Origin of the sequence: Sphingobium yanoikuyae (genome assembly GCF_034424525.1) — a bacterium.
Classification (GTDB): Bacteria; Pseudomonadota; Alphaproteobacteria; order Sphingomonadales; family Sphingomonadaceae; genus Sphingobium; species Sphingobium yanoikuyae.
The window spans coordinates 274,509-296,570 of the sequence record NZ_CP139979.1 but is presented as its reverse complement, the minus strand read 5'-3'; the positions used below and the strand labels follow the sequence as shown (position 1 = coordinate 296,570).

Sequence of the window (22,062 nt, the reverse complement as noted above, 5' to 3'; positions counted from 1 at the left end):
CGCGTCAGATCAGGCTATCCATGACTTCGGACGGCAGACCAGCGCGGATAGTGATGCCGCCATCCCCCTTGCGGGCGACCAGTTGCGGTTCGCTCAGGCTGTTGTCGAACACCCAGGCCCGATCCGCCTGGTCGAAGAACCAGCGCAGTTGCGCAAAGGATCTTATGCGCCGCGCCGCCACCTTGTCGGCCGGCACATCATGCCCGCCCTTCGCCACGCGATAGGCGATCCGCTCCAGTTGGCGCTCCACCGAATCCAGATAGACATAGATCAGCCGTATCTCGAAGCCGCGCGCCCGCGCCTTCTCCACCAACCGCCGATATTTGGGACTGGACAGCACGGTCTCCACGCCGATGGTCTGATGCACGTCGATCGACGCATCCAGCCAGGCCTCGATCCGCTGCACGGCCGCCAGATTGGCGGCGTCCTGCGCCAGCCCCTCACTTTCCCGCAACCGGGCGGTCAGCAGGTCGGGATTGATGATCCAGACCGAGCCATCAAATTCGGCCACGTCGCTGCGACCATAGGCCGAGCTTTTGCCACAGCCATTGGGGCCCGCGACGATCCACAGGCGCGGCCGCGCGTGGCCCTTGCCGATCAAATCTTGTCCCTGATCGCCTTATTCTCTTCCCGCGCCTTGCGAACGCTGGCGCGGAAGGAGGCGAGGAATTCGGCCTCGAACTGCGGGCTGTCGGCATCGACCACCCGCAGCTTCACGGCCTTGCCGTCCTTGTGGACGGTCCGGTATCTGGGCTTGCCCGGCTTGCCGAGGTCGATGGGACCATCGACGATATCGACCTTCATCTTTGCCATGGGGTCAATATAGCAGGCCGGGCCAGGCCCTCAAAGGCTCATTTGCCCTTGGCCGCGCCGGTCCACTGGTCCAGCCAGCCCAGCGCCTCGTCGTACCATTGCAGCGAATTCTTGGGCTTCAGCACCCAGTGATTCTCGTCCGGGAAGACGACCAGGCGCGACGGAATCTCGCGCCGCTGCAACGCGGTGAAGGCGGCCAGCCCCTGGGTATAGGGAATGCGGAAATCCTTCTCGCCGGTCACGACCAGCATCGGCGTCTTCCACTGGGCGACGTGATTGACCGGGTTCCATTTCTCGAACTCCTCCGGCTTCTCATAATAGGGGCCGCCATGCTCCCATTCATCGAACCACAGTTCCTCGGTCTCATAGGCCATGGCGCGGGCGTCGAACACGCCGTCATGCTGGACGATGCACTTGAAGCCATCGGCCCACTGTCCCTCGATCCAGTTCATCATGTAACCGCCATAGCTGGCGCCGAGCGCACAGGCATTGCCCGCATCGACATTGGCGTCCTTCGCCGCCGCAGCAGCCAGGCCGAGCTTCAGGTCTTCAAGCGGCTTGCCACCCCAATCCTGGTTGATCGCGTCGGTGAAGGCCTGACCATAGCCGGTCGAGCCATGGAAATCGACGATCACCGCAGCATAGCCATGGGCGGCGAACGCCTTGGGGTTCCAGCGATAGGACCAGCTGTCGTTGAAGCTGCCCTGCGGCCCGCCATGGACCAGGAAGGCGACCGGCAGCTTGCCCTTGGCAGCCATGGGCTTGACGATCTGTCCCCAGACCGTGTCGCCATTGGCACCCTTGAAGCTGAAGCGCTGGACCGACACGTCATCCACCCCGGCCAGCTTCTGCGCGTTGACATTCGTCAGGCGCACCGGCTTGCCTTTCGCCGGCATCTTCCAGAAATCGGCCGGCGACCGGATGCTGTCCAGCGCATAGACGAAACCGCCATCGGGCAGCGGCACGACGCTGCCGGCATGGCCCTTTTCGGTGAGGCGCGTCACCTTGCCCGATGCGGCATCGACCCGGAACACTGGATTGTCGAGCACGTCATTGGCGGTGACCAGCAGCCCCTTGCCATTGGCTTCCCAGGCGATCGACCCGATCGAACGATCCCAGCCCTGCGTCAGCGCGCGCGTCTCGCCGGTGGCGATGTTGCGCAGCATCAGGACCAGCCGATCAGCCTCATAGCCGGGCCGCTTCATCGCCGCATAGGCCAGCCATTTGCCATCGGGCGACACCACCGGCATCGTGTCGGTCGCATCATTGGCATCGGTCAGGTTGACCGGCTTGGCGCTGCCATCGGCCGGTACGCTGAAGATGTCGAGGTTGGTCGACAGCGGTTCGATCCGCCCGGCCTCGCGCAGGGTGAAGAACAGCGTCTTGCCATCCGCGCTCCATGCCAGTTCCTCCGCCCCGCCGAACGGCTTGGACGGGCTGTCTCCGACTAGGCCGCCCATCACCGACACCGCCTTGCCGCCCGCGACCGGCATGACGAAGATCTGCGAACGCTGGCCGTCGCTCCACGTATCCCAGTGGCGCACGAACAGCTGGTCATAGACTCGACCGCTGCCCGCACTTGGCGGGGTCGGCGCCTGTACATCGTCGATCGTGCGCGCACCGACCGGACGGTCGGCCCACAGCGCCACCTTGTCACCCTGGGTGTTCAGCAGGAAACCGGAAATGCCGCCGGGCGCCTTGCTGATCTGCACTGGCTGACCACCGGCGATCGGCGCGCGCCACAGCTGGTCGTCACCGCTGGCGTTGGAGACATAATAAAGCGCGCTGCCGTCAGCCGAAAAGACCGGCGATGCTTCATTCTTGTCGGGCACCGATGCGATCAGCCGGGGCGCCTGCCCCGCCTTGTCGATCGCCAGCAGATACAGGTCGGTGCGGCCGCGATTATTGGCGAGATCCGTGCTGCGCAGCTGATAGGCCATCCACTTGCCGTCCGGCGATACGGTCGGCGACGACACCCGGTCCAGCGACACCATGTCATTGGGCGTGAAGGGACGGGCAGCCGCCGGCGCCACCAGCGCAGACGACAGCATCGGCGACAGGGCCAGTGCGCCAAGGCCGGCAAGCAGGATATGTTTCATGGAAAAATCACCCTCGGATCGAAAACACGGCGTGCCGGCGCATGCGATGCACGGCCGGGCGCGTCGATGAGATGATCCGTGGTCTAGGCGCGCCTTACGCCCCCGGCAAGAGGCCGGCGCGCGATCGCCGGCCTGTCGGCCTCAGCGGCCGGTGATGCGGGAGATTTCCTTGGCGACCATGTCCTCGACCAGCGCGGGCAGGCGCGCGTCGAGCCATTCCTTGAGCATCGGCCGCAGCATCGAGCGAACCAGAGCTTCAAGCGTATTGTCCTCGCCCTCGCGCGGGCTGACCAGCATGGTGGACAGGGCCGAGAGCGAATGACGCGCGGCCACTTCACTTTCCACCGACAGGATCGAGTCGCCGTCCGATTCGGACGGGGCCACAGCCTTCACGGCGCGGGTCGACTTGGGCGCGGGCATCACTTCCTCCACCGGAATCTCGTCGGTCAGTTCCAGCACTTCCTCGACCTCGGCCGACATCACCGCATGGGACGCGGCGCTCAGGTCGATCGGGGTCTTCTGGCGGCGCTGCGGCGCGGCCTGAACGGCGTCCTCGCCCTCTTCGGCGATGATCCGCTTGATGGACGAGAGTATCTCTTCCATCGAGGGTTCCTTGGTCATGTCACCCATGGATAATTCCCGTCCAAATTTCATTCCGCACCTATTCCGCCAAGATTACCTGTTCAGGTTAACAAGCGGTTAAGGCTGCACGGCATCGACTTTGGCGTTTTGAGCCGGCGTGTCAACGGTACGCGTCGAAACCGCCTGGGGCTTGCCGTCATAGTCCCAGTCGAACCACTTGCCCTCGACCCGATCATAATTGACCATCGGGTCATAGAGGGTGCCGCTTTCCAGGCCCAGATCGTCGGCCTCGGCATGGCCCATGGCCGCCAGCAGGGTGAAGCCGGCGACATAGGCATTGCGGCGCGCGGTCACCAGTTCGACCTTGGCGTTGAGCGATTCCTGCTCGGCATTGAGGATGTCGAGGATGGTGCGGCTGCCGACCGAATTTTCCGCGCGCACGCCTTCCAGCGACAGTTCGGCGGCATCGACCGCCTTCTGGCTCGACTGGATCGTGCGCAGCGACGCCTGCAACGCGGCATAGGCGGCGCGCGCCTGCGAGATCACGCCGCGCTCGACCTCGATCTGCCGCTCGATCGCCTGCGACTCGAGCGCCTGGTTCTGGCGCACCTGTGCGGCCGGGCGACCGCCCTGGTAGAAGGGAATGGTCAGGGTCGCACCGACGGCCGCCTGCTTGTTGGCCGCAATGTCCTTGTCCATATAGTCGGTATAGCTGCCCTGGCTGAACCCGCTCAGGGTCGGCAGCGTGGCGCCCTTGGCCGCCTTCACGTCATAACGCGCCGCCTCACGCGACTTCTGCGCAGCCAGGATATCGGGATTATCGGCCAGCGCGACGCGCACGGCGCTGTCGGGATCGGCCGGCAGGCCCGGCAGAGCGGGCGGCGATTCCAGATCGACCGGCGCCTCGCCGACCATCGCGATATAATTTTCGCGGCTGGTGATCAGGTTGGATTCGGCGCGCTGCAGGTCGGACCGGGCCAGTTCCAGACGCGATTCGGACTGGGCGACGTCGGTGCGGGTGACATCGCCGACCTCGAACCGGTCGTTGGTCGCCTGGAGATTGACCTCCAGCACCTTCACATTCGCCGCATTGAGCGACACCAGCGCGATGTCGCGGATCACGTCCATATAGGCGGCGACAGTCTGCGAGAACACGCTCGCCTCCGTCCCGCGCAGATTGGCCTGGCCCGATTCGACGCGCGTTTCCGCCGCCTTCACGCTGTTGCGCACGGTGCCGCCGGAATAGATGGGCACATCGATGCTGCCGCTGGCGCTGGCGGACCGATGCGGCGCCAGGAAGCTGTTCGACGGGCGGATCACCAGTTCCTGGAACTGGAGCTGCGAATTGGCCGTGGGCCGCCCCGCCGCCTTCTGGATCGGGACATTCTCGTCCGTCGCCCGCTGACCGGCGCGCGCGCCGGTCAGGGTCGGGTTGGTGCGATAGGCCTTGGCCAGCGCGCCCTGCAGGGTTTCGGCATGCGCCACCCCTGCCATGGAGGAGGATAGCAACAGCAAGGCTGTAGCGGCTTGGCGCCGAAGGGTCATACGCTTTGCTGTCATCTATCCTGTCTCAAAAAACGAACTGCTCCGGCGCGGCGAAACCGGGAAGCACGACCATTTCCATGTCGGTAAGGCTGGCGAGACCCAGCACGCCCGCCACCGCGCGGCCGCTGCACAGGCGAGCGACACCGCGTTCGACGACGCCCGTCACCACCCGTCCCCCATCGACTAGCTGCTGGACGAGCGCAGCGGGGACTTCCTCCACCGCGCCGTCAATGAAAAGAACATCATAGGGCGCACCGGCCGATGCGCCGGCGGCCAGCGGGCCGCGCACCACGGTCACGCCGGGCACCGCGATCTCCGCACCACCCTCGACCTCGACCGCCGTCACCTGCGCACCCAGCTCGGCGAGCAGCGCCGCGCTGTAACCGGTCGCGGCGCCGATCAGCAGCACCTTCTCGCCGGCCTGGACATCGGCTTCCTTGAGCAGACGACCAGTGACCAGCGGCGGGTTCAGCGCACGGTCGCCGTCCAGCGGGATCGGGCGATCGACATAGGTCATGGCCCGACGCTCGGCGGGGACATAGTCCTCGCGCGGCACCTTCGCCATCACGGCGATCACGCGCTGATCGTCCACGGCGCTGGTGCGCAGCTGGCTCTCGACCATGGCGGTCCGCATCGAAGAAAAGTTCTGCTCGGTCACGATAGTTCCTCGCTTGGCACAACTGTATTGGCAATGCAATACACTTAGGGAATTACCGGACCTCTAAATCAGCATTTCCCCCGCGCCAAGCGGCTTTCCACGATGGAGAGCGAGATTCTTGGGATTGTTCGCCTTCCCGCGCTTGACTTTGCGATCAAAGGCAGACATTTGCCGCCTCCACCGCACGGAAGGCCCGATGGCGGAGTGGTGACGCAGAGGACTGCAAATCCTTGCACGCCGGTTCGATTCCGGCTCGGGCCTCCATAAACCTGTCAGCCTAGGTGTGCTGATGGTTGAAGAAACCCCTGATTTCCGATAGTTTATGGCCATTCGCTGATTGCCAGTGATGGCCTCTGTTTGCCTATACTTGCAGATGTTGGGGGCCTAATCAGGGGGCTTCGCCAAGCCTCCATGAATGCGAGGCCCCCATCGTGCTAACTGACACCGCAATTAGAAAGGCGAAGCCCAAGGAGAAGCCTTACAAGGTCTCGGATTCGCAGGGCTTATACCTGCTGGTCAATCCAAGGGGTAGCAAACTGTGGCGCGTCAAATATCGCATGAACGGCGTGGAGCGGAAACTGGCGTTAGGCTCCTACCCTGAAATCACCTTGGCCGAAGCGCGTAGCGCCCGCGATGCAGCACGAAGGCAACTAGCTCATTCGATCGATCCCAATTTTGTTAAGCGTCAAGAGCGCATCGAGGCGGGCATTCGCGCCAGCAACAGCTTTTCCAGTGTGGCGCAGGAACTGATCGAGAAGAAGGCGCGGGAGGGGATGGCGGAGCCGACGCTGGCAAAGATGCGCTGGTTCGTGAAACTGCTAGGAAGCGACTATGGCAAACGCCCGGTGGCCGAGATCACACCGCAGGAATTGTTGCACGAATTGCGAAAGCACGAGCGCCGGGGCCGACTGGAAACGGCAAATCTGTTGCGCGCCTTCGCCAGTCGAGTGTTTCGCTACGCAGTTGCGACGGCGCGGGCGGAGCGCGATCCGGCTCAATTGCTGATCGGCGCGCTGACAACCCCGAGGGTCAAGCATTTTCCGGCAATCACCGATGCGGTCACATTCGGGGCGTTGCTTCGCGCGATCGAAGATTATCAAGGTGACCCCGCCGTAATGCACGCGCTTAAGTTGACGCCCCATGTGTTCCAGCGCCCCGGCGAAATCCGTCATATGGAATGGACGGAGGTAGATTTTGGCAAGGCGGTCTGGATCATTCCGGAAGGCAAGATGAAGATGCGCCAGCCTCATTCGGTGCCCTTGTCGCGGCAGTCTCTCGCGATCCTCACCAACATGCGGACCCTGTCCGGTTCTGGACGCTACGTGTTCCCGTCGATCAGATCGCGGACACGGCCGATCAGTGAGAATACGATCAATGCGGCGCTCCGCCGGATGGGCTATCCCAAGGAACAGATGACGGCCCACGGCTTTCGCACATCGGCATCCTCGCTTTTGAACGAATCCGGTAAGTGGAACCCCGACGCGATCGAGCGGGCGCTGGCGCACATGGTCGCGGGCAGCGTCCGGCGCATATACAACCAGTCTGCCTATTGGACTGAGCGTGTTGAAATGGCGCAATGGTGGAGCGACTATCTGGATGAATTGCGCGAAGGAGGAAATAGATGACAGGTCGCCCCGGAGAAGGTTGGAAAATCTTCGCAGACGGGGACGAAGCCGACAATGTGCCGCTCTGGAAGGTGTTGGCTCAATTTAGATCGGACGATCTGGACGAGGGCTTGAGCCTTAACGCCGCGATCATCAATCACGCCAAGCCGTCGCCGGTTCGATATTATAATCTCGCCTTCGTCATCAGCTTTGCATTCGGGTTCCTGTCCGTCCTCCTTTTGATCGGCCTCCTTGTATCGGGCCATTCGACAGCAACGGACCTCTTCTTCTACTTCACCTTGGCCGCGCTAGCGGCGACGATAGCGCCGCACCTTTGGCGGCAGGCTTATCATTATGGCCTGAAAATCCCCGACGCGCCGTTGAAACTGCCGCACGCGCCGGACAGGCTCTTTGACGAGGTGCTGGGCTATTTGCAGAAGGTGGACGGCCCGAAAGCCTATTATCTTTCCCGGCTCCGCAAGAAGCGGGTTCCGCTCAAACGCAGGCAGTTTTTTGGTAGGCTGCGCTATTTCCTGTTTTCCGAGCACAGCAAGGATCGGGGGATGGTCATGCGTTATCCAACGGCAATGTCGCTGCCCGCCGACCTTTACCTTCATCGCGATGATGTCGAGACGATGCTCGCGATGAGCAGACCGAAGCGCCGAGGCGGACCCGGCCGGAACACTAAATACCGTTATGACGATGCGATAATCGCGCTGATCGGTGATCCCCGGCTATGCGCATTGGACGTGAAGGATCGACCGGCGGCGATTACCACCGTCAAGGATTGGCTGTCGGAATGGTTCGAAACAAATGCCGATGCGTCCGGTGACGTGCCGCGCCGCGATCAACTGACCCGTTATGCGGAAAAAATCTGCGCACATATAGAAACGATCGCGCCCGCCGAAGGCGGCTAACCAGCGTTCTCGTTTTTCGATCGCCCCAATGGCATTTCCGAACCACGTCTCTGCATTTCTGTAACCAGCGTCATCGGCAGACTTCGACGGCTTTCCCATTGCTGGACGACGCACCGGCAACCATGTGCAACTTGGCATGTCTCTCGCCGCGAATCGGCAGCATGGAGACACGCACATGGAACCTATTGCCATATCGATTAATGACACCGCCAAGGCGCTCGGCGTCGGGCGGTCGTCGGTTTACGCCCTGATAAAATCCGGTGGTCTCGACGCCATCAAAATCGGCAGGCGAACGCTGCTGACCACCGAATCCATTCGGCGATTGGCGCAGTCCCGCACAGCCATCTGACCCGCAGGCGCTCCATGGCCCCAGCCTTTTGAACTGGCGGGCCACTCCGCGCCTGCTCCCCGAAGCACCCGAGAGCTTTGCATCGTGATTTCACGAAAGGATTCCCATGTCCATTTTTCGCCGCGCCATTGATCGGCTCGCCAATCGTTTTTGGGCGGGCCGCAAGGTCACACTCCGTTTTACTGCCGACTATCGCATCGCCGGTTTCACCTTGCCGCTCATCGAGCGGCTGCTCTTGGACAACGACGATGGCGAAGCCTATCGCTGTTCCATCGCGCAATGGACGCTCAACGAGCGCCCGTCCCTCCATATATACCGGGGCGAGCTTTCAAGTTTGCGGATCGACGGCCCGTTGCAGAAGGCTGGCGTGAGCTATCTTCCGCTGGGCGGGTTGATCGAGTCTCCCGGCGTGACCACGCATCTCGATCCGGTTGAAGCCCATCGGCTCGGCGGGCGAGTGCAGGAGGCGGTCGAGCGAGCAATACGCGACTGGATCGTCGAACACGGTCTTTACGATCAGCCGCGCCAGCGCCGCGAGATCGACCGCCCCAAGACCGACCGAGAAGCCCGTGCGGTCATCGCTCGATGGGTGGACGAGCATTCCCCAAAACGGGCAACCGGCGCCATGCCGAACGCGAGCGATCGACGCGGCGATTGCTGCTCCGACGAACCCCATGGCTCCTTGTGCGATGCTTGCCGGAAAGGTTCGGACCATGCCTGATCCGGCCGCTCTCATGGCGAGGTCGCAGGGCCACGATGCTACGCATCGGACCCGTAAATTGGATACACACCTCACGCACGGGTGCATCCAGCTTTTCCGCCACTTTTCGAGGCGGCGATCCGACAGCGGCTTTTCTGGCGCACTCGGAAAGCGCGGATTTCTGCCTTTGGATGAGACAGCGGATCGCTGTCGCATGGGAGGCGGCCGATGAAACTCGTTCGCCACACCGTCCGCCTGCCCGTGTCGCTCGACAAGGCGCTTCGCGCGCTCGCCGAGCGCCGAGGCATCAGCGTCTACGCGATGCTCCAGCGCAGCGTGAAGACGGGAGTCGCGACGCTCGCCGACCCGGGCGCGCGCGACGCCATATCGAGTGAACTGGTCTCCGAACTGGCGTCGGTTAGCAACCGCATTGTCGTGATCGAACATATGCTAGACCGGGCGCTGTTCACCGCCTGCGCCGCCTATTGCTACGCCCGCAGCGCGGGGCTGGGCGAGCGCACCACCGATGAGATCGCTGTCACCGAGATCAATGAGGCCTATGATCGCCAGCGGCGGCTTTCGCAGGGGAAGCGGCCATGACCCAATCCAATGATCGCCGCATCCATGCCGACGCCTTGCGCCGGCACCATCGGCTTAGTCAGTGGCAGCGGTTCAAGCGACAGGTCGGCGTCATGCTCGCATCGATCGCCCTGGGTGTGGTCGGCGCGCCCTACACGATGCTCGACAAGGACGAGCAATGGGCGACTGGCGTTTATGCCTATGCGCGCGGAGTGCTTTGGATCGCCTTCAGCCCCGATCCGGCAATCACCGTCACATATGAGGGAAGGCAATATCGCGTCCCGGCCCGCGCGGTGGTTGCTGATCGCTATTATCGCGGATCGGTATCACGCCTCTTGTCGCTATCGAGCAAAGGCGGCCTGCTCGGTTTCGTGGGTTGGCTGTCCGGGCTGTTCGTTCTGCGCGGCGTCAGGACGCGCCGTCGCGAGCGCGCCTTGCGCGATCGAGTTATCGCCGGAACCCTCGTCACCACCGAGAAGCAGCTTGCGGCCCTGACCGCCGCCGATGCCCAATCCAATGCGCTTGCCATCGGCTCGGTGCCGATCCCGTCGCGGCTCGAGACGCGGCATACGGCAATGATCGGCACGACCGGCAGCGGCAAGACCACGGCGCTGCGCCAGATGCTCGATGGGATCGAGGCGCGTGGCGAAGCGGCGCTGGTCTATGATACCAGCGGCGAGTTCATCGCCCATTATTACGATTCCGAGCGCGGTGACATCATCTTGAACCCGTTCGACGCCCGCTGCGCCTTCTGGTCTCCCTTCGCCGAGATCGCGCATCCGGCCGATGCCGACCGCATTGCGCAGCAGCTTATCACCGAGACCGGCCAGCACGACCGCGATGTCTGGCTCGAAACCAGCCGCATCCTCGTCGCCAACATGATCCGGGAATTATGGAAGGAGCAGAAATGCACGTTGCCGGACCTGCTCGAAGCGCTTCAGAAATGGGACAAGGATAAGCTTAAGAGCTGGCTGAAGGACACGTCTTCTGCCCGGACATTCTCTGACGATGCAGACCGGGCCACCGGCAGTGTGCTCTTCATGCTCGCGAAAACCGCGAATCTTATCCAGTTCTTGCGAATGCTGAAGAAAGGTGAGAAAGCCTTCGCCTTCCGGGATTTCATCGCCGGGCTCGACAAGTGCACCGGCGCCCGCCCGTGGATATTCGTGCCGCGCAAAGAGGATTATTTCGAGGCGTCGAAGCCGCTGCTCGCCTGTTGGCTCGAATGCGCGGCCAGCGCCGTGCTGGGGCTTCCCCCATCATCTGACCGGCGTATCTGGTTCGTACTCGACGAGCTGGCCGACCTGCCGCGCGTCGATAATCTCGCGCGGCTCTTGCCCGAGGGCCGAAAGTTCGGCGCGGCGGTCGTGCTGACGTTTCAGGCGCTCGGGCAAATGCGGCATCGCTATGGGCCGCAGATCGCGGAATCGATTCTGGGCTGCTGCAATACCAAGCTGTTCCTGCAGACAATCGACAGCGCAACCCGCCTCTGGGCCAGCCAGACGATCGGCGAATGCGAAGTCGAGATCCAGACGATGACCGACGCGCTCGCCAAGGGCGGCGATACGCCGCGCACGACCTTGGGCCGGATGAGGAGGATGCGGCCCGCCATTCTCGAAAGCGAACTCCGCCTGCCGAAATATGAGGGCTATTTGCTCTTTCCCGATGGCCTGCCGGTCGCGCGGATCAAGCTCACCGCCGATCATATCGCGCGGCGCGGTAAGGCCCGCCAGCCGGGATTCGTCGCGGGCGATCCGAAGACCACGCTTTGGCAGCAGGCGGTGCAGACCGCGCAGTGGTCTCCATCTACGCCCCCATCGCCGCAGCCATCGCCGCCGACGCCTAAGAGCCGGGGGCCGGTCTGATGGTGGCGTCGGTATCGGCGCTGACCAGTTCGGCGCAGGCCAGCAGCTATTATGAGGCCGATGACTATTATGCCGAGGGCGGCTTATCGCCATCTGAGTGGCAGGGCCAAGGCGCGAAGGCGCTGGGCCTTTCCGGCGAGGTGGATCGCGATCAATTTCGTGATTTGCTCGACGGCCGGATCGGCGAGCAGCAACTCGGTACCTATCGCGATGGCCAGTTGGAGCATCGTCCCGGCTGGGACGTGACCTTGAGCGCGCCCAAGTCGGTGTCGATCATGGCCGAGGTCGCGGGCGACCGGCGATTGATCGCGGCGCATGGGCAGGCGGTCAAAACCGCGATGGCGCATGTCGAGAAGCATATGGCCGCGACCCGCATCCGCGATGGTGGCACCGTGATCCGCGAGGCGACCGGCAATCTCGTCATCGCCAGCTTTCAGCACGCCACCAGCCGGGCCCAAGACCCGCAGCTTCACACCCACAACGTCATCATGAATGCGACGCGGGGCGAGGATGGCGCATGGCGCAGCCTCGAACCGCGCGCCATCTACCAACTCCAAAAGCAGATTGGCGCGATTTATCGGCAGGAACTGGCATTCAAGGTCCGCGAACTCGGCTATGAGATCGAAACCGGCAAGGACTCGCTGTTCGAGATCAAGGGCGTGTCCGCAGAAGTCGTTGGGGCATTCAGCACCCGCAGCGCCGAGATCGAGGCGGCGCTTAGTGAGCGCGGGACATCGCGCGATACGGCCAGTGCCGCCGAAAAGCAGGTCGCCGCACTCGACACCCGGCAAGCGAAGGCCGCGACTGATCAGGCCGCGATTGTTGCCGACTGGCGGGAGACAGCGAGCGCAGCCGGGTTGGGAATGGACGCGCGGCTGGCGATGGTCAGGAAGGCCGAAGCCCATGCCGCCAGCCCCGCGCACCGCGCCGACATGGCCGAGCAGGCGACCATGGCGGATCGCGCCGTTGCCCATGCTGCCGACAAGCTCGGTGAGCGGCAATCGGTGTTTTCCGCCGCCGCCCTGCAGGAGGAAGCCGGACGGATCGGGCTGGGCAAGGTCGGTTATGTCGAGATCGGTGCCGCCATTGATACCGCCACGAAGCAGGGCGAGTTGATCGAGCGGACCTTTCTCGATCGACGCGGCGCAGAGTTTTCCGGGTTCACCACTCGCCAGAATGTCGAGACCGAAGCCATGATGTTGCGGGTTGAGGCAGAGGGGCGTGGTGCGTTAGCACCCATTACCTCCCCGCTTGCCGCCGCCAAAGCCGTCGCAGGCGCGGCGGCGCAGGCCGAGCGGGCGGGTTTTGGTTGGAACGCCGATCAGCGCGCCGCCACCGAGCAGCTTTTGACCAGCCACAACCGCATCACCGCTTTGCAGGGCTATGCGGGCACCGCCAAGACTACGACCGTTCTTGCGACCTTCGCGCGCGAGGCCGAGGCGCGGGGCGTCCATATCGTGGCGCTCGCTCCCACGGCGTCGGCCGCGATAGTATTGGGTGATGCGCTTGGTGCCCGCAGCGATACCGTCGCGCGGCATCTCCTGTCGCCCGAGCAGCCCCGTCAAGGCCAGCCCGCCGCATGGATTGTGGATGAAGCATCGCTGTTGTCGGCACGCGACACCGCGCGGCTGTTCGACTTGGCCGACAAGAATGACGCTCGCATCATCCTTGTCGGCGACGTCAAGCAGCTTGGATCGGTCGAGGCGGGCGCGGCCTTCGAGCAGCTACAGCGCGCGGGCATGGAAACCGGGAAACTGGGCGAGATCGTTCGGCAGACCAACGCGGCGACCAAGGAGGCCGTGTGGGCGTCGATCGAGGGCGATGCCAAGAAAGCGCTCGCCGCGCTAGATCGCGGCGGCGGTCAGATCATCGAGAATGCCGATCGTGCCGAGCGGTTCGCCGCTATCGCCGAGCGATATGCTGGGCTGGACAAGGCAGCGCGCGCGCGCACCCTTATCATCGAGCCGTCGCGCGAGGGGCGTGACGCGCTCACCGCTGATATTCGTGCTTCGCTCACGAAATCGGGGGCGCTCACCGGCCCCGGCGTCACCGTGCAGGGCCTCGCCAACAAGGGACTGACACGCGCCGAGGCGCGCGATCCGATGAGCTACGACAAGGGCGATGTCGTGCGGTTCACCCGCAACTATGCCGACAAGGGCGTGGCGCGGGGCGAAGCCTATAGTGTCGAATGCATCGACCCGGCCAAGGCGGCGATCACTCTGAAATCGGAGGACGGGCGCGAGGTCGATTGGCGATTGCGCCAATGGGGCGCGGGCAAGGTTCAGGCGTTCGCGCCGCAGCCCTTGGATCTGAAAACCGGCGACAGCATACGATTTACTCGCAACGACCGCGAAGCGGGCCGCGTCAATGGGGGGCGCGGCGAGGTGGTCGCTGTGGATAAGTGCGCCCGCACCGCTATCATCCAAACCGCACGAGGGACGACCGAGACGCTCAATCTCGATTCCGCCCGCGACCGGCATATCTCCCATGCCTATGTCGAAACCGCTTTCGCCGCCCAAGGGCGCACCGCCGATCATGTCATTGTCCATGCCGACAGCAAGGCGACCAATCTCGTCGACCAGAAGAGCTTCTATGTGGGGATTTCTCGCGCCAAGGAATCAGCGACCATCGTCACCAACGATCGCCCTAGGCTGATGTCCGCGATCAATGAACGGGCTGGACAGGTGCAGACTGCCATTGCTCAGGTCCATGGGTCGGGGCCTGCCGCCAGCCCGCCGACATTGGCGCTCGGAAGCGTAATAGGGATGGGGTGACCAATCGGTTGAGAACATTCGTTGAACGGTCTATCAACCTGACCAAAGGGGTAGCGTTTACGCGATGATTACGATGTTCTATTCTTCATGAGCCTAATAAAATCAAAGAAGCGCGTCGCAGACCACGGGGAAGTGTTCACGCCGCCTTGGCTTGTGGAAAAAATGCTCGATCTCGTGAAGGGCGAGACAGAGCGGATCGACGCGCGCTTTCTCGAACCCGCCTGCGGCAGCGGCAATTTCCTCGTGCCGATCCTGCAACGCAAGCTCGCCGCCGTGGAACTGAAATTCGGCAAGTCTGGTTTCGAGAAGCGGCACTATGCGCTGCTGGCGATGATGTGCGCCTATGGAATTGAGTTGTTGCCCGACAACATCGCTGAGTGCCGTGCGAATATGCTTGAGGTTTTTGCTGATTATCTCGGTCTAACTGAGACGGATGAACTATATCGCGCCGCCTCCTATGTGCTGTCGCTCAATCTCGTGCATGGGGACGCGATGACTATGCGCGACACGACGGGCGATCCAATTAGCGTGGTGGAGTGGGGTTATATAGGCAAAGGCAAGTTCCAGCGCAGAGATTTCCGGCTCGACGTGCTGACCGGCATGGCTGGCCTGACAGCAGAAGGCTCGCTCTTTGCCGGACATAAGGCACACGATATTTTTACAGCCACCAGATCATACGATCCGATGACAGTGCGTGATTTGGCAGGATACGCGAGCGGCGAAACGGAGGGGGCCGTATGAACGAACAGGCGGGGTTTACGCTGCGGGGACGCAATCCCGATGTTCTGACCTGCATCGCCAATCTATCCAATGACGAGGTTTTCACCCCGCCCGAGTTTGCCAACCGGATGCTCGATTCGCTGGCGGCAGCATGGGCCGCCAGCAACGGCGGCGCGAATATATGGGCGGACAGCACGGTCACGTTCCTTGACCCGTTCACCAAATCTGGCGTTTTCCTACGGGAGATAACCACGCGGCTGATCGCCGGACTGGCGGCAGAAATCCCCGACCTGCAAACGCGCGTTGACCACATCCTGACGAGACAGGTGTTCGGTATAGGCATCACTACGCTGACCAGCCTGCTTGCGCGTCGCAGTCTCTACTGCTCAAAGCACGCCAACGGCGAACATTCCGTGGCGCGGGGCTTCGCCACCGATGGCGGCAATATCTGGTTCGAGCGTATTGAACACACATGGAAAGATGGCCGTTGCATCTATTGCGGCGCGGCCAAGCAGGCGTTTGATCGCGGCGAAGGCCTTGAAACCCACGCCTATGCCTTCATCCACACCAACGACATTAAGGCTCGCATGGGCGAGTTATTCGGAGCCGACATGCAGTTTGACGTTATCATTGGCAATCCGCCGTATCAGCTTGCTGATGACGGTTTCGGCACGAGCGCCGCTCCGATTTATCAGCATTTCGTGACGCAGGCGAAGGCATTGGAGCCGCGCTACCTTTCGATGGTTATTCCCGCCCGCTGGTTCGCGGGCGGGAAAGGCCTGGACGAGTTCCGCGAGTCGATGCTGACCGATGATCGCTTACGGTCGATTGACGACTTTCTCAGCGCATCGGACGTGTTTCCGGGCGTCGGCCTAAAAGGCGGTATCTGCGCATTCTTATGGGACCGCGACAATCGCGGGCCGTGTTCGGTAACCACCCACTTCAACGGCGAACAGCCTTCGACGGCCAGCCGCGAACTTCTTGAAGGCGGGGTGGACGTGTTCATCCGCTTCAATCAGGGCTTGTCGATTCTTAAAAAGGTCGTGGAGGCGGAGACAGGTCAAACGCAGTCGCTTATGCTGCCGGAGAACCTGCGGTTTGACCGGCTGGTGAGTTCGAGAAAGCCCTTCGGGCTGGAGACCACCTTCAAGGGCAAGCCTGCGAAAGCTTCCGCCGACGATTTGCTGATCTATCAAAATGGCGGGACGGGATATGTCGCGCGAAACTCCTTCACGTCCGGCAAGCAGTATGTCGATAAGTGGAAGGTATTTACCGGCCGCGCCGCGCCGGGGACCGGCAACCGCGACACATACCCGCATCGCATCATCAGCACGCCATTCCTTGGCGAGCCGGATTCTATTTCATCGGAAACCTATCTGTGCATCGGCCCATTTGACACCAAGGCCGAAGCCGAAAGCGCCCTGTCTTACCTTTCCTGTCGGCTAACGCGGCTCCTGATCTTGCTGCACAAGCCGTCGCAAGACACCACGCGCAAAGTATATACCTTCGTGCCGACCCAACAGTGGACGCAACGCTGGACGGATGCCGAACTCTACCAGAAATACGGCATCACCGATGACGAAATAGCCTTTATCGAGAAGGTGGTTCGTCCCTTGGAGGCTGATGGTGAATAAGCCCACCATCGCGGAAATCCTCGCGCCGAAGCCGGACGCGCGCCCGCGCATTTATGCCTATGCTATCGCCGCAGATACGCATGACGGGCTGTTGAAAGTCGGCCAGACCACCCGCGACGTGAAGCAGCGCGTGGCAGAACAGCTCAAAACCGCCGCCATCACCAACTATACCATCGAGCTGGACGAGAGCGCCGAGCGCGATGACGGCGGCATCATTACCGATCATGCCGTGCGCGACGCACTGAAACGCAAGGGCTTTCTCAATCCGCAGCTCGAATGGATGCAATGCACCGTCGCGGACGTGAAAACGGTGCTGGCCGAGTTGCGCACCGGTCAGATTTTCACTGGCACCCATCACGAGGACTTCCTGCCGCGCGACGAGCAGAAGCGGGCGGTCGAGCAGACCTATGCCTATTATCAATCGCGCTGGCAGGAGGACGCCGCCGCCGTTCCGCGTTTCCTCTGGAACGCGAAAATGCGCTTCGGCAAGACTTTCACCAGCTACCAGCTTGCCAAGAAGCTGGACGCCAAGCGCGTCCTTGTCCTGACGTTCAAGCCCGCCGTCGAGGACGCATGGCAGACTGACCTTGAAACCCATGTGGATTTCGACGGCTGGCGCTATCTGTCGCGTAAATCGGGTGGTGAGGCGGGCGACCCGCGAACGATTCCCCCAGACACGCCGCTTGTCTATTTCGGCTCGTTCCAAGACCTGTTGGGGCGTGACGCGGCGGGCAATATCAAGCCGCGCAACGAGTGGATTCACACGATCAACTGGGATTTGGTCGTGTTTGATGAATATCATTTTGGCGCATGGCGCGAGACAGTCAAGGAATTGTTCGAGGGCGAGGAAGCCGCCGTCGCCAAGAAGGAAACCAGCCTTGAGTTCGCCCCCGGTCTTGAGTCAGTGGATGAGAATCTTGAAGAGCTTTCTCTTGGCGAAGACGAGTTCTTGCCCATCACCACGCGGGCATATCTCTATCTGTCCGGCACCCCATTCAAGGCGCTCGCCACCGGCGAGTTCATCGAGGAACAGATATTCAACTGGACCTACACCGACGAACAACGGGCCAAGGCAGAGTTCGCCACGAAGAATCCGGGCAAGCGTAATCCCTATGGCGCGTTGCCGCAAATGCGGCTTCTCACCTATCAGATGCCCGACGAGCTGCTGGCGATCGCCAGCGCCGGAGAGTTTGACGAGTTCGACCTGAACGCCTTTTTCGCCGCGACCGGCGCCGGCGAAGCGGCAGCGTTCAAACACAAGACAGACGTGCAGAAATGGCTAGACATCATCCGCGGCGGCTATGCGCCGCAGGCGGTCGAGAGCCTGAAAACCGGCTCCCGTCCGCCGTTCCCGTATTCCGATGTTCGGCTATTGCCCTACCTGCAACATTCCTTCTGGTTCCTGCCCAACGTCTCCGCTTGTCACGCCATGGCGAATTTGCTGGCCGAGAAGCACAATGTATTCTGGCACGATTACACCATGATCGTGTCGGCAGGTGCCACTGCGGGCGTCGGTCTGGACGCCTTGCCGCCCGTCCGGCAGGCGGTCGGCAGTGGCTTCGACACCAAGACCATCACCCTGTCATGCGGCAAGCTGACCACCGGCGTTACCGTGGCGCAATGGTCGTCAATCCTGATGCTGCGCAACCTGAAATCACCGGAAACCTATTTTCAGGCCGCGTTCCGGGTGCAATCGCCGTGGTCGATCAAAAACCCCAACGGCGACAATCCGAACGAGGAAGAAATCCTCAAACCCGTCTGTTTCGTGTTCGACTTCGCGCCCACGCGAGCTTTGCGGCAGTTGTCCGAATACGGCATCGGCCTGTCGCCGGGCGAGGCCAACCCAGAACACGCCGTGCGCGAGCTTGTCTCGTTTCTGCCTGTTCTCGCCTATGACGGCGCGAACATGACGCAGATCGACGCGGGGGGCATCCTCGACATTGCAATGGCCGGAACATCGGCAACGCTGCTGGCGCGCAAATGGGAATCCGCGCTGTTGGTCAATGTCGATAACGACACCTTGCGGCGCATTCTAGATAATCCCGAGGCGATGGCGGCGGTGGAGCGCATCGAAGGCTGGCGCTCCCTCGGTGACAACATCATCGAAACCATCATCAACAAGAGCGAGACCGTCAAAGACCTGAAAGACAAGGCCAAGGAGCAAGGCGGCGAGTTATCTGCGAAAGAAAGGAAAGAACTGACCGAGGAAGAGAAGGAATACAAATCCAAGCGAAAGCTCGTGCAGGAAAAGCTGATTAAGTTCGCCACCCGCATCCCGGCCTTCATGTATCTGACGGACTTCCGCGAGAACACGCTACGGGATGTTATCACCAGGCTGGAGCCGGACTTGTTCCATTCCGTCACTGGCCTCACCGTTGCCGACTTCCATCTTCTGGTGCGGCTAAAGGTGTTCAACACCGAGCGGATGAACGAAGCCGTCTTTGCTTTCCGGCGCTACGAGGATGCCAGCCTGCGTTACACGGGCATCGAAAGCCACGAAGGGCTGACCCACTACGGTCTCTACGATACCGTAGTGGCAAAGGAGTAAGGACGGATTGGGGGCAGCATGACGACCGAAGCCGAGGCGCTCGCCAATCTCCTTGCGTGGTCCTTTGACTGTCCGGGATGGCAGCGCGACGCCCTGCGCAGGTTGGCGGCAGACGGCAGCATTGATGCCGCCGCCCTCGACGAACTTGTCGCCATCTGCAAAGGCGGCAATCCCGCCCTGCCACTGGAAGCCGCACACCTGCGCGACCCGAACCGCGATCAGGGCGAAGTCTACCTGCGGCAGGTGCATGGCGTGCGCCACGTCAATGCCCTAGCTCCCGACCAGCGGCTGACCCTGCACCGCGTCGGGTTGACCATCATCTACGGCGACAATGGTTCAGGAAAATCTGGCTATGCCCGCATCCTGAAACGGGCGTGCCGTGCGCGCATGTCGGGCCGTGGCGAGGAAATCATACCCGACATCTACGAGGCGCAGCCCGACACGCCGAGCGCTACCATCGAATATGCCATCAGCGGGCAGAACCGCACCTGTGCATGGCAGCTTGGCCAGCCCGCCGACGCGGCGCTGTCCGCCGTTAGCGTCTTTGATTCCCGCACTGCCAATATTCACGTCGATGAGACCAACGACGTGGCCTACACCCCGTTTCCGCTCAAATTGCTGGGTTCGCTGGCCCAGCTCTGCAAGTCGGTCAAAGACAAGCTCGCCGCTGAAATCACCCAGCTACAGGCGCAGACGCCGCAGAGCATCAAAGCCCCGACATGCAGCCCGACCAACAAGGTCGGCCAGCTTCTAGCGCGTCTCGCCGCCAACACTGATCCTGCCGCCGTGGAAGCGCTAGCGACTCTCACGCAGGCTGAACAGGACCGGCTGGCGCAACTCACCGCCGATCTGGCCGGTGATCCCTCGCGTGCGGCCCGCCAACTCGCCGCCCTCAAAACCAAGGTCGAGGGACACATTGCGCGGCTGGACGGAATGATTGCCGCCATCAGCGATGATAACGCCGCCGCGCTGCGCCGACTGGCGACTGAGAGCGATGCAACGCGGCGGGCGGCGGAGGCTGCGTCCGGCGCGCTGTTTGCGGGCGAGCCGTTGCCCCATATCGGCTCCGAGGTGTGGCAGTCGTTGTGGGACAGCGCGCGGGCCTTTTCAGTAGAGGCGGCCTACCCCGAGCGGGATTTTCCCGTCACCGATCCCGGCAGCGTTTGCGTGCTGTGCCAGCAGGAGCTGTCACCGCAAGCCGCCGACCGCCTCAATCGCTTTGAGGCTTTCGTGCGCGACGACAGCCAGCAGCGAGCCGATGCCGCACGCGCGGCCTATGACGACGCCGTTGCCGCTTTCGCGGAAAGCGGCCTGACGCTGGCCGAGCTTGCCGCGATCGTGGCGACCTTCCGTGACGATTTGCGTCAGGATGCGCTGGCAACCGGGGTCTGGCGCGCAGGCCTACACGCCATCTGGCGTCATCGCCAGATCAGCCGCCGTCATGGCAACGCCGCCGCCGTCATTGATGCGGAGCTGGTCGCTTTGCCAAATTATGCGCTGGCCGAGCAGGTCGCGGACTTAGGGGCGCGCGGCGAGGGTCTTGTGGCCGAGGCCGGTTCACCGGCGCGCGCCGCGTTGATCGCTGAGCGCACCGAGCTGGCCGACCGCCAATGGCTCAACGGCATCAAAGCCGACGTGCTGGCGCAGATTGAGCGCCTGAAACAGATCAAGGCGATTGAGACGGCGCAGCGAGACACTGCCACCAACCGCATCACCACCAAGAGCACGGAGATCGCGCAGGCATTGGTGACAGACGCGCTGCGTGCGCAGTTTGCGCGTGAGGTGGCGAGCTTTGAGATAGCAGGTCTTGCCGTGGAGCTGCGCCAGCAGAACAGCGTGCAGGGCGTGCCGCGCTTCAAGGTCGCGCTGACCCGCAAGCCCACGGCATCGGTCGGACAGGTGTTGAGCGAGGGCGAGCATCGCTGTGTCGCCCTGGCCGCGTTCATGGCCGAACTCGCCACAACCGAGAACAAATCCGGCATCGTCTTTGACGATCCCGTGTCCTCGCTCGATCACATGCACCGCGAGGCCGTCGCGAAGCGGCTGATCGCGGAAGCGGCGAACCGGCAGGTCGTCGTGTTCACGCATGACCTCGCTTTCCTGTTCGAACTGGATCGAGCTGCGAAAGAGGTGGACCCGAAGCCGCAGGTCGCCGTCAGTTCCGTCAGTCGCGGCAGCGACAAGGCGGGCTTTTGCCGCAGCGAGCCGCCGTTCAAGGCGCGGCGCGTTGCTGACATCACCATCAGCCTGACCAACCAGCTTGCCAACGAACGCTTCCACTTTGATCAGGGCGATCAGGACAAGTGGCGCGAGACGGTGAAGTCCATTGCGGGATCGCTGCGCGATACATGGGAAATCGCGGTGGAGGAGGCAGTCGGCCACGTCATCCGCCGCCTATCCAACGAGGTCAAAACGCCCGGCCTTGTCAAGCTGACGGCAATCACCGTTGCCGATTGCGAAGCGATGCGCGACGGTTTCCAGCGGTGTTCCGAGCTGCTGCACAGCGCCGCACCGGCATTGAACCGGCCACTACCGAGGCCGGATGCCCTTGCTGATGAAATCAACGCGCTGAGCACTTGGGCCGATAATCTCCGCCAGCGGCAGAATGCGGCACGGTTGCCCTAGAGGGGCGAGAATGCGAGCTGGAGCAAGATCGGCGCGGCATGGCCGAACCG

General features: G+C 62.5%; 17 protein-coding genes and 1 tRNA gene. 12 read left to right on the top strand and 6 right to left on the bottom strand.

The features are described from left to right. Positions 1 to 4: 4 nt before the first annotated feature. The 6 genes from U0025_RS01390 to U0025_RS01365 form a co-directional block, all read right to left on the bottom strand. The gene (locus tag U0025_RS01390; RefSeq protein WP_004210718.1) at positions 5 to 601 is read right to left on the bottom strand and encodes an AAA family ATPase; all 597 of its coding nucleotides are present in this window, start codon (positions 599 to 601) and stop codon (positions 5 to 7) included. Next, positions 598 to 813, bottom strand: coding sequence for a hypothetical protein (locus U0025_RS01385; RefSeq protein ID WP_004210716.1), 216 nt, complete (start codon positions 811 to 813; stop codon positions 598 to 600). The genes U0025_RS01390 and U0025_RS01385 overlap by 4 nt, the downstream gene beginning before the upstream one ends. 38 nt (positions 814 to 851) lie before the next feature. Continuing rightward, positions 852 to 2,912, bottom strand: a complete 2,061-nt coding sequence (locus tag U0025_RS01380; protein WP_004210715.1) for an alpha/beta hydrolase family protein — start codon at positions 2,910 to 2,912, stop codon at positions 852 to 854. Positions 2,913 to 3,053: 141 nt separating this feature from the next. Next, on the bottom strand, positions 3,054 to 3,542 hold the full coding sequence (locus U0025_RS01375) for a DUF2497 domain-containing protein (RefSeq protein ID WP_004210714.1): 489 nt from the start codon (positions 3,540 to 3,542) through the stop codon (positions 3,054 to 3,056). A 69-nt stretch (positions 3,543 to 3,611) separates the two neighbouring features. After that, on the bottom strand, positions 3,612 to 5,054 hold the full coding sequence (locus U0025_RS01370; protein WP_004210713.1) for a TolC family outer membrane protein: 1,443 nt from the start codon (positions 5,052 to 5,054) through the stop codon (positions 3,612 to 3,614). Between the two features lie 10 nt (positions 5,055 to 5,064). Continuing rightward, positions 5,065 to 5,697: a protein-L-isoaspartate O-methyltransferase family protein gene (locus U0025_RS01365; RefSeq protein ID WP_004210712.1), complete on the bottom strand. Its 633-nt coding sequence runs from the start codon at positions 5,695 to 5,697 to the stop codon at positions 5,065 to 5,067. A gap of 190 nt (positions 5,698 to 5,887) precedes the next feature. Between U0025_RS01365 and U0025_RS01360 the strand changes: the two genes are divergently transcribed. From U0025_RS01360 to U0025_RS01305, 12 genes are all read left to right on the top strand, one after another. Next, a tRNA-Cys gene (locus tag U0025_RS01360) sits at positions 5,888 to 5,961 on the top strand. A 164-nt stretch (positions 5,962 to 6,125) separates the two neighbouring features. Beyond that, positions 6,126 to 7,322, top strand: a complete 1,197-nt coding sequence (locus tag U0025_RS01355; RefSeq protein ID WP_037491021.1) for a tyrosine-type recombinase/integrase — start codon at positions 6,126 to 6,128, stop codon at positions 7,320 to 7,322. Continuing rightward, the gene (locus U0025_RS01350; RefSeq protein WP_004210709.1) at positions 7,319 to 8,218 is read left to right on the top strand and encodes a hypothetical protein; all 900 of its coding nucleotides are present in this window, start codon (positions 7,319 to 7,321) and stop codon (positions 8,216 to 8,218) included. Before U0025_RS01355 ends, U0025_RS01350 begins: the two co-directional genes overlap by 4 nt. A gap of 175 nt (positions 8,219 to 8,393) precedes the next feature. Further along, positions 8,394 to 8,567, top strand: a complete 174-nt coding sequence (locus U0025_RS01345) for a helix-turn-helix domain-containing protein (RefSeq protein WP_004210706.1) — start codon at positions 8,394 to 8,396, stop codon at positions 8,565 to 8,567. A 106-nt stretch (positions 8,568 to 8,673) separates the two neighbouring features. Then, positions 8,674 to 9,288: a hypothetical protein gene (locus U0025_RS01340; RefSeq protein ID WP_004210705.1), complete on the top strand. Its 615-nt coding sequence runs from the start codon at positions 8,674 to 8,676 to the stop codon at positions 9,286 to 9,288. A 207-nt stretch (positions 9,289 to 9,495) separates the two neighbouring features. After that, positions 9,496 to 9,867: a hypothetical protein gene (locus U0025_RS01335; protein WP_004210703.1), complete on the top strand. Its 372-nt coding sequence runs from the start codon at positions 9,496 to 9,498 to the stop codon at positions 9,865 to 9,867. Positions 9,868 to 9,959: 92 nt separating this feature from the next. Next, a complete protein-coding gene (locus tag U0025_RS01330) occupies positions 9,960 to 11,711 on the top strand; it encodes a type IV secretion system DNA-binding domain-containing protein (RefSeq protein ID WP_257010983.1) in 1,752 nt (583 codons plus the stop codon). Beyond that, entirely contained in the window at positions 11,711 to 14,485 is a 2,775-nt protein-coding gene (mobF, locus tag U0025_RS01325) for a MobF family relaxase (protein ID WP_004210694.1), read from the top strand. Before U0025_RS01330 ends, mobF begins: the two co-directional genes overlap by 1 nt. A 162-nt stretch (positions 14,486 to 14,647) precedes the next feature. Then, complete coding sequence (locus tag U0025_RS01320; protein WP_323156750.1) at positions 14,648 to 15,226, top strand: SAM-dependent DNA methyltransferase; 579 nt, start codon at positions 14,648 to 14,650, stop codon at positions 15,224 to 15,226. Continuing rightward, positions 15,223 to 16,839 (top strand): Eco57I restriction-modification methylase domain-containing protein, encoded by a 1,617-nt coding sequence (locus tag U0025_RS01315; protein ID WP_004210692.1) that lies wholly within the window; start codon positions 15,223 to 15,225, stop codon positions 16,837 to 16,839. Before U0025_RS01320 ends, U0025_RS01315 begins: the two co-directional genes overlap by 4 nt. Continuing rightward, entirely contained in the window at positions 16,829 to 19,387 is a 2,559-nt protein-coding gene (locus tag U0025_RS01310) for a GIY-YIG nuclease family protein (RefSeq protein WP_004210691.1), read from the top strand. The genes U0025_RS01315 and U0025_RS01310 overlap by 11 nt, the downstream gene beginning before the upstream one ends. Positions 19,388 to 19,405: 18 nt before the next feature. Continuing rightward, on the top strand, positions 19,406 to 22,012 hold the full coding sequence (locus tag U0025_RS01305) for an AAA family ATPase (protein WP_004210687.1): 2,607 nt from the start codon (positions 19,406 to 19,408) through the stop codon (positions 22,010 to 22,012). Positions 22,013 to 22,062: the final 50 nt, after the last annotated feature.

Excerpts from the sequence above, each read along its gene's own strand:
- U0025_RS01385 (WP_004210716.1), bottom strand. The coding sequence starts at position 813 with ATGGCAAAGATGAAGGTCGATATCGTCGATGGTCCCATCGACCTCGGC.
- U0025_RS01380 (WP_004210715.1), bottom strand. The coding sequence starts at position 2,912 with ATGAAACATATCCTGCTTGCCGGCCTTGGCGCACTGGCCCTGTCGCCG.
- U0025_RS01375 (WP_004210714.1), bottom strand. The coding sequence starts at position 3,542 with ATGGGTGACATGACCAAGGAACCCTCGATGGAAGAGATACTCTCGTCC.
- U0025_RS01370 (WP_004210713.1), bottom strand. The coding sequence starts at position 5,054 with ATGACAGCAAAGCGTATGACCCTTCGGCGCCAAGCCGCTACAGCCTTG.
- U0025_RS01350 (WP_004210709.1), top strand. The coding sequence starts at position 7,319 with ATGACAGGTCGCCCCGGAGAAGGTTGGAAAATCTTCGCAGACGGGGAC.
- U0025_RS01345 (WP_004210706.1), top strand. The coding sequence starts at position 8,394 with ATGGAACCTATTGCCATATCGATTAATGACACCGCCAAGGCGCTCGGC.
- U0025_RS01340 (WP_004210705.1), top strand. The coding sequence starts at position 8,674 with ATGTCCATTTTTCGCCGCGCCATTGATCGGCTCGCCAATCGTTTTTGG.
- U0025_RS01335 (WP_004210703.1), top strand. The coding sequence starts at position 9,496 with ATGAAACTCGTTCGCCACACCGTCCGCCTGCCCGTGTCGCTCGACAAG.
- U0025_RS01330 (WP_257010983.1), top strand. The coding sequence starts at position 9,960 with ATGCTCGCATCGATCGCCCTGGGTGTGGTCGGCGCGCCCTACACGATG.
- mobF (WP_004210694.1), top strand. The coding sequence starts at position 11,711 with ATGGTGGCGTCGGTATCGGCGCTGACCAGTTCGGCGCAGGCCAGCAGC.
- U0025_RS01320 (WP_323156750.1), top strand. The coding sequence starts at position 14,648 with ATGCTCGATCTCGTGAAGGGCGAGACAGAGCGGATCGACGCGCGCTTT.
- U0025_RS01315 (WP_004210692.1), top strand. The coding sequence starts at position 15,223 with ATGAACGAACAGGCGGGGTTTACGCTGCGGGGACGCAATCCCGATGTT.
- U0025_RS01310 (WP_004210691.1), top strand. The coding sequence starts at position 16,829 with ATGGTGAATAAGCCCACCATCGCGGAAATCCTCGCGCCGAAGCCGGAC.
- U0025_RS01305 (WP_004210687.1), top strand. The coding sequence starts at position 19,406 with ATGACGACCGAAGCCGAGGCGCTCGCCAATCTCCTTGCGTGGTCCTTT.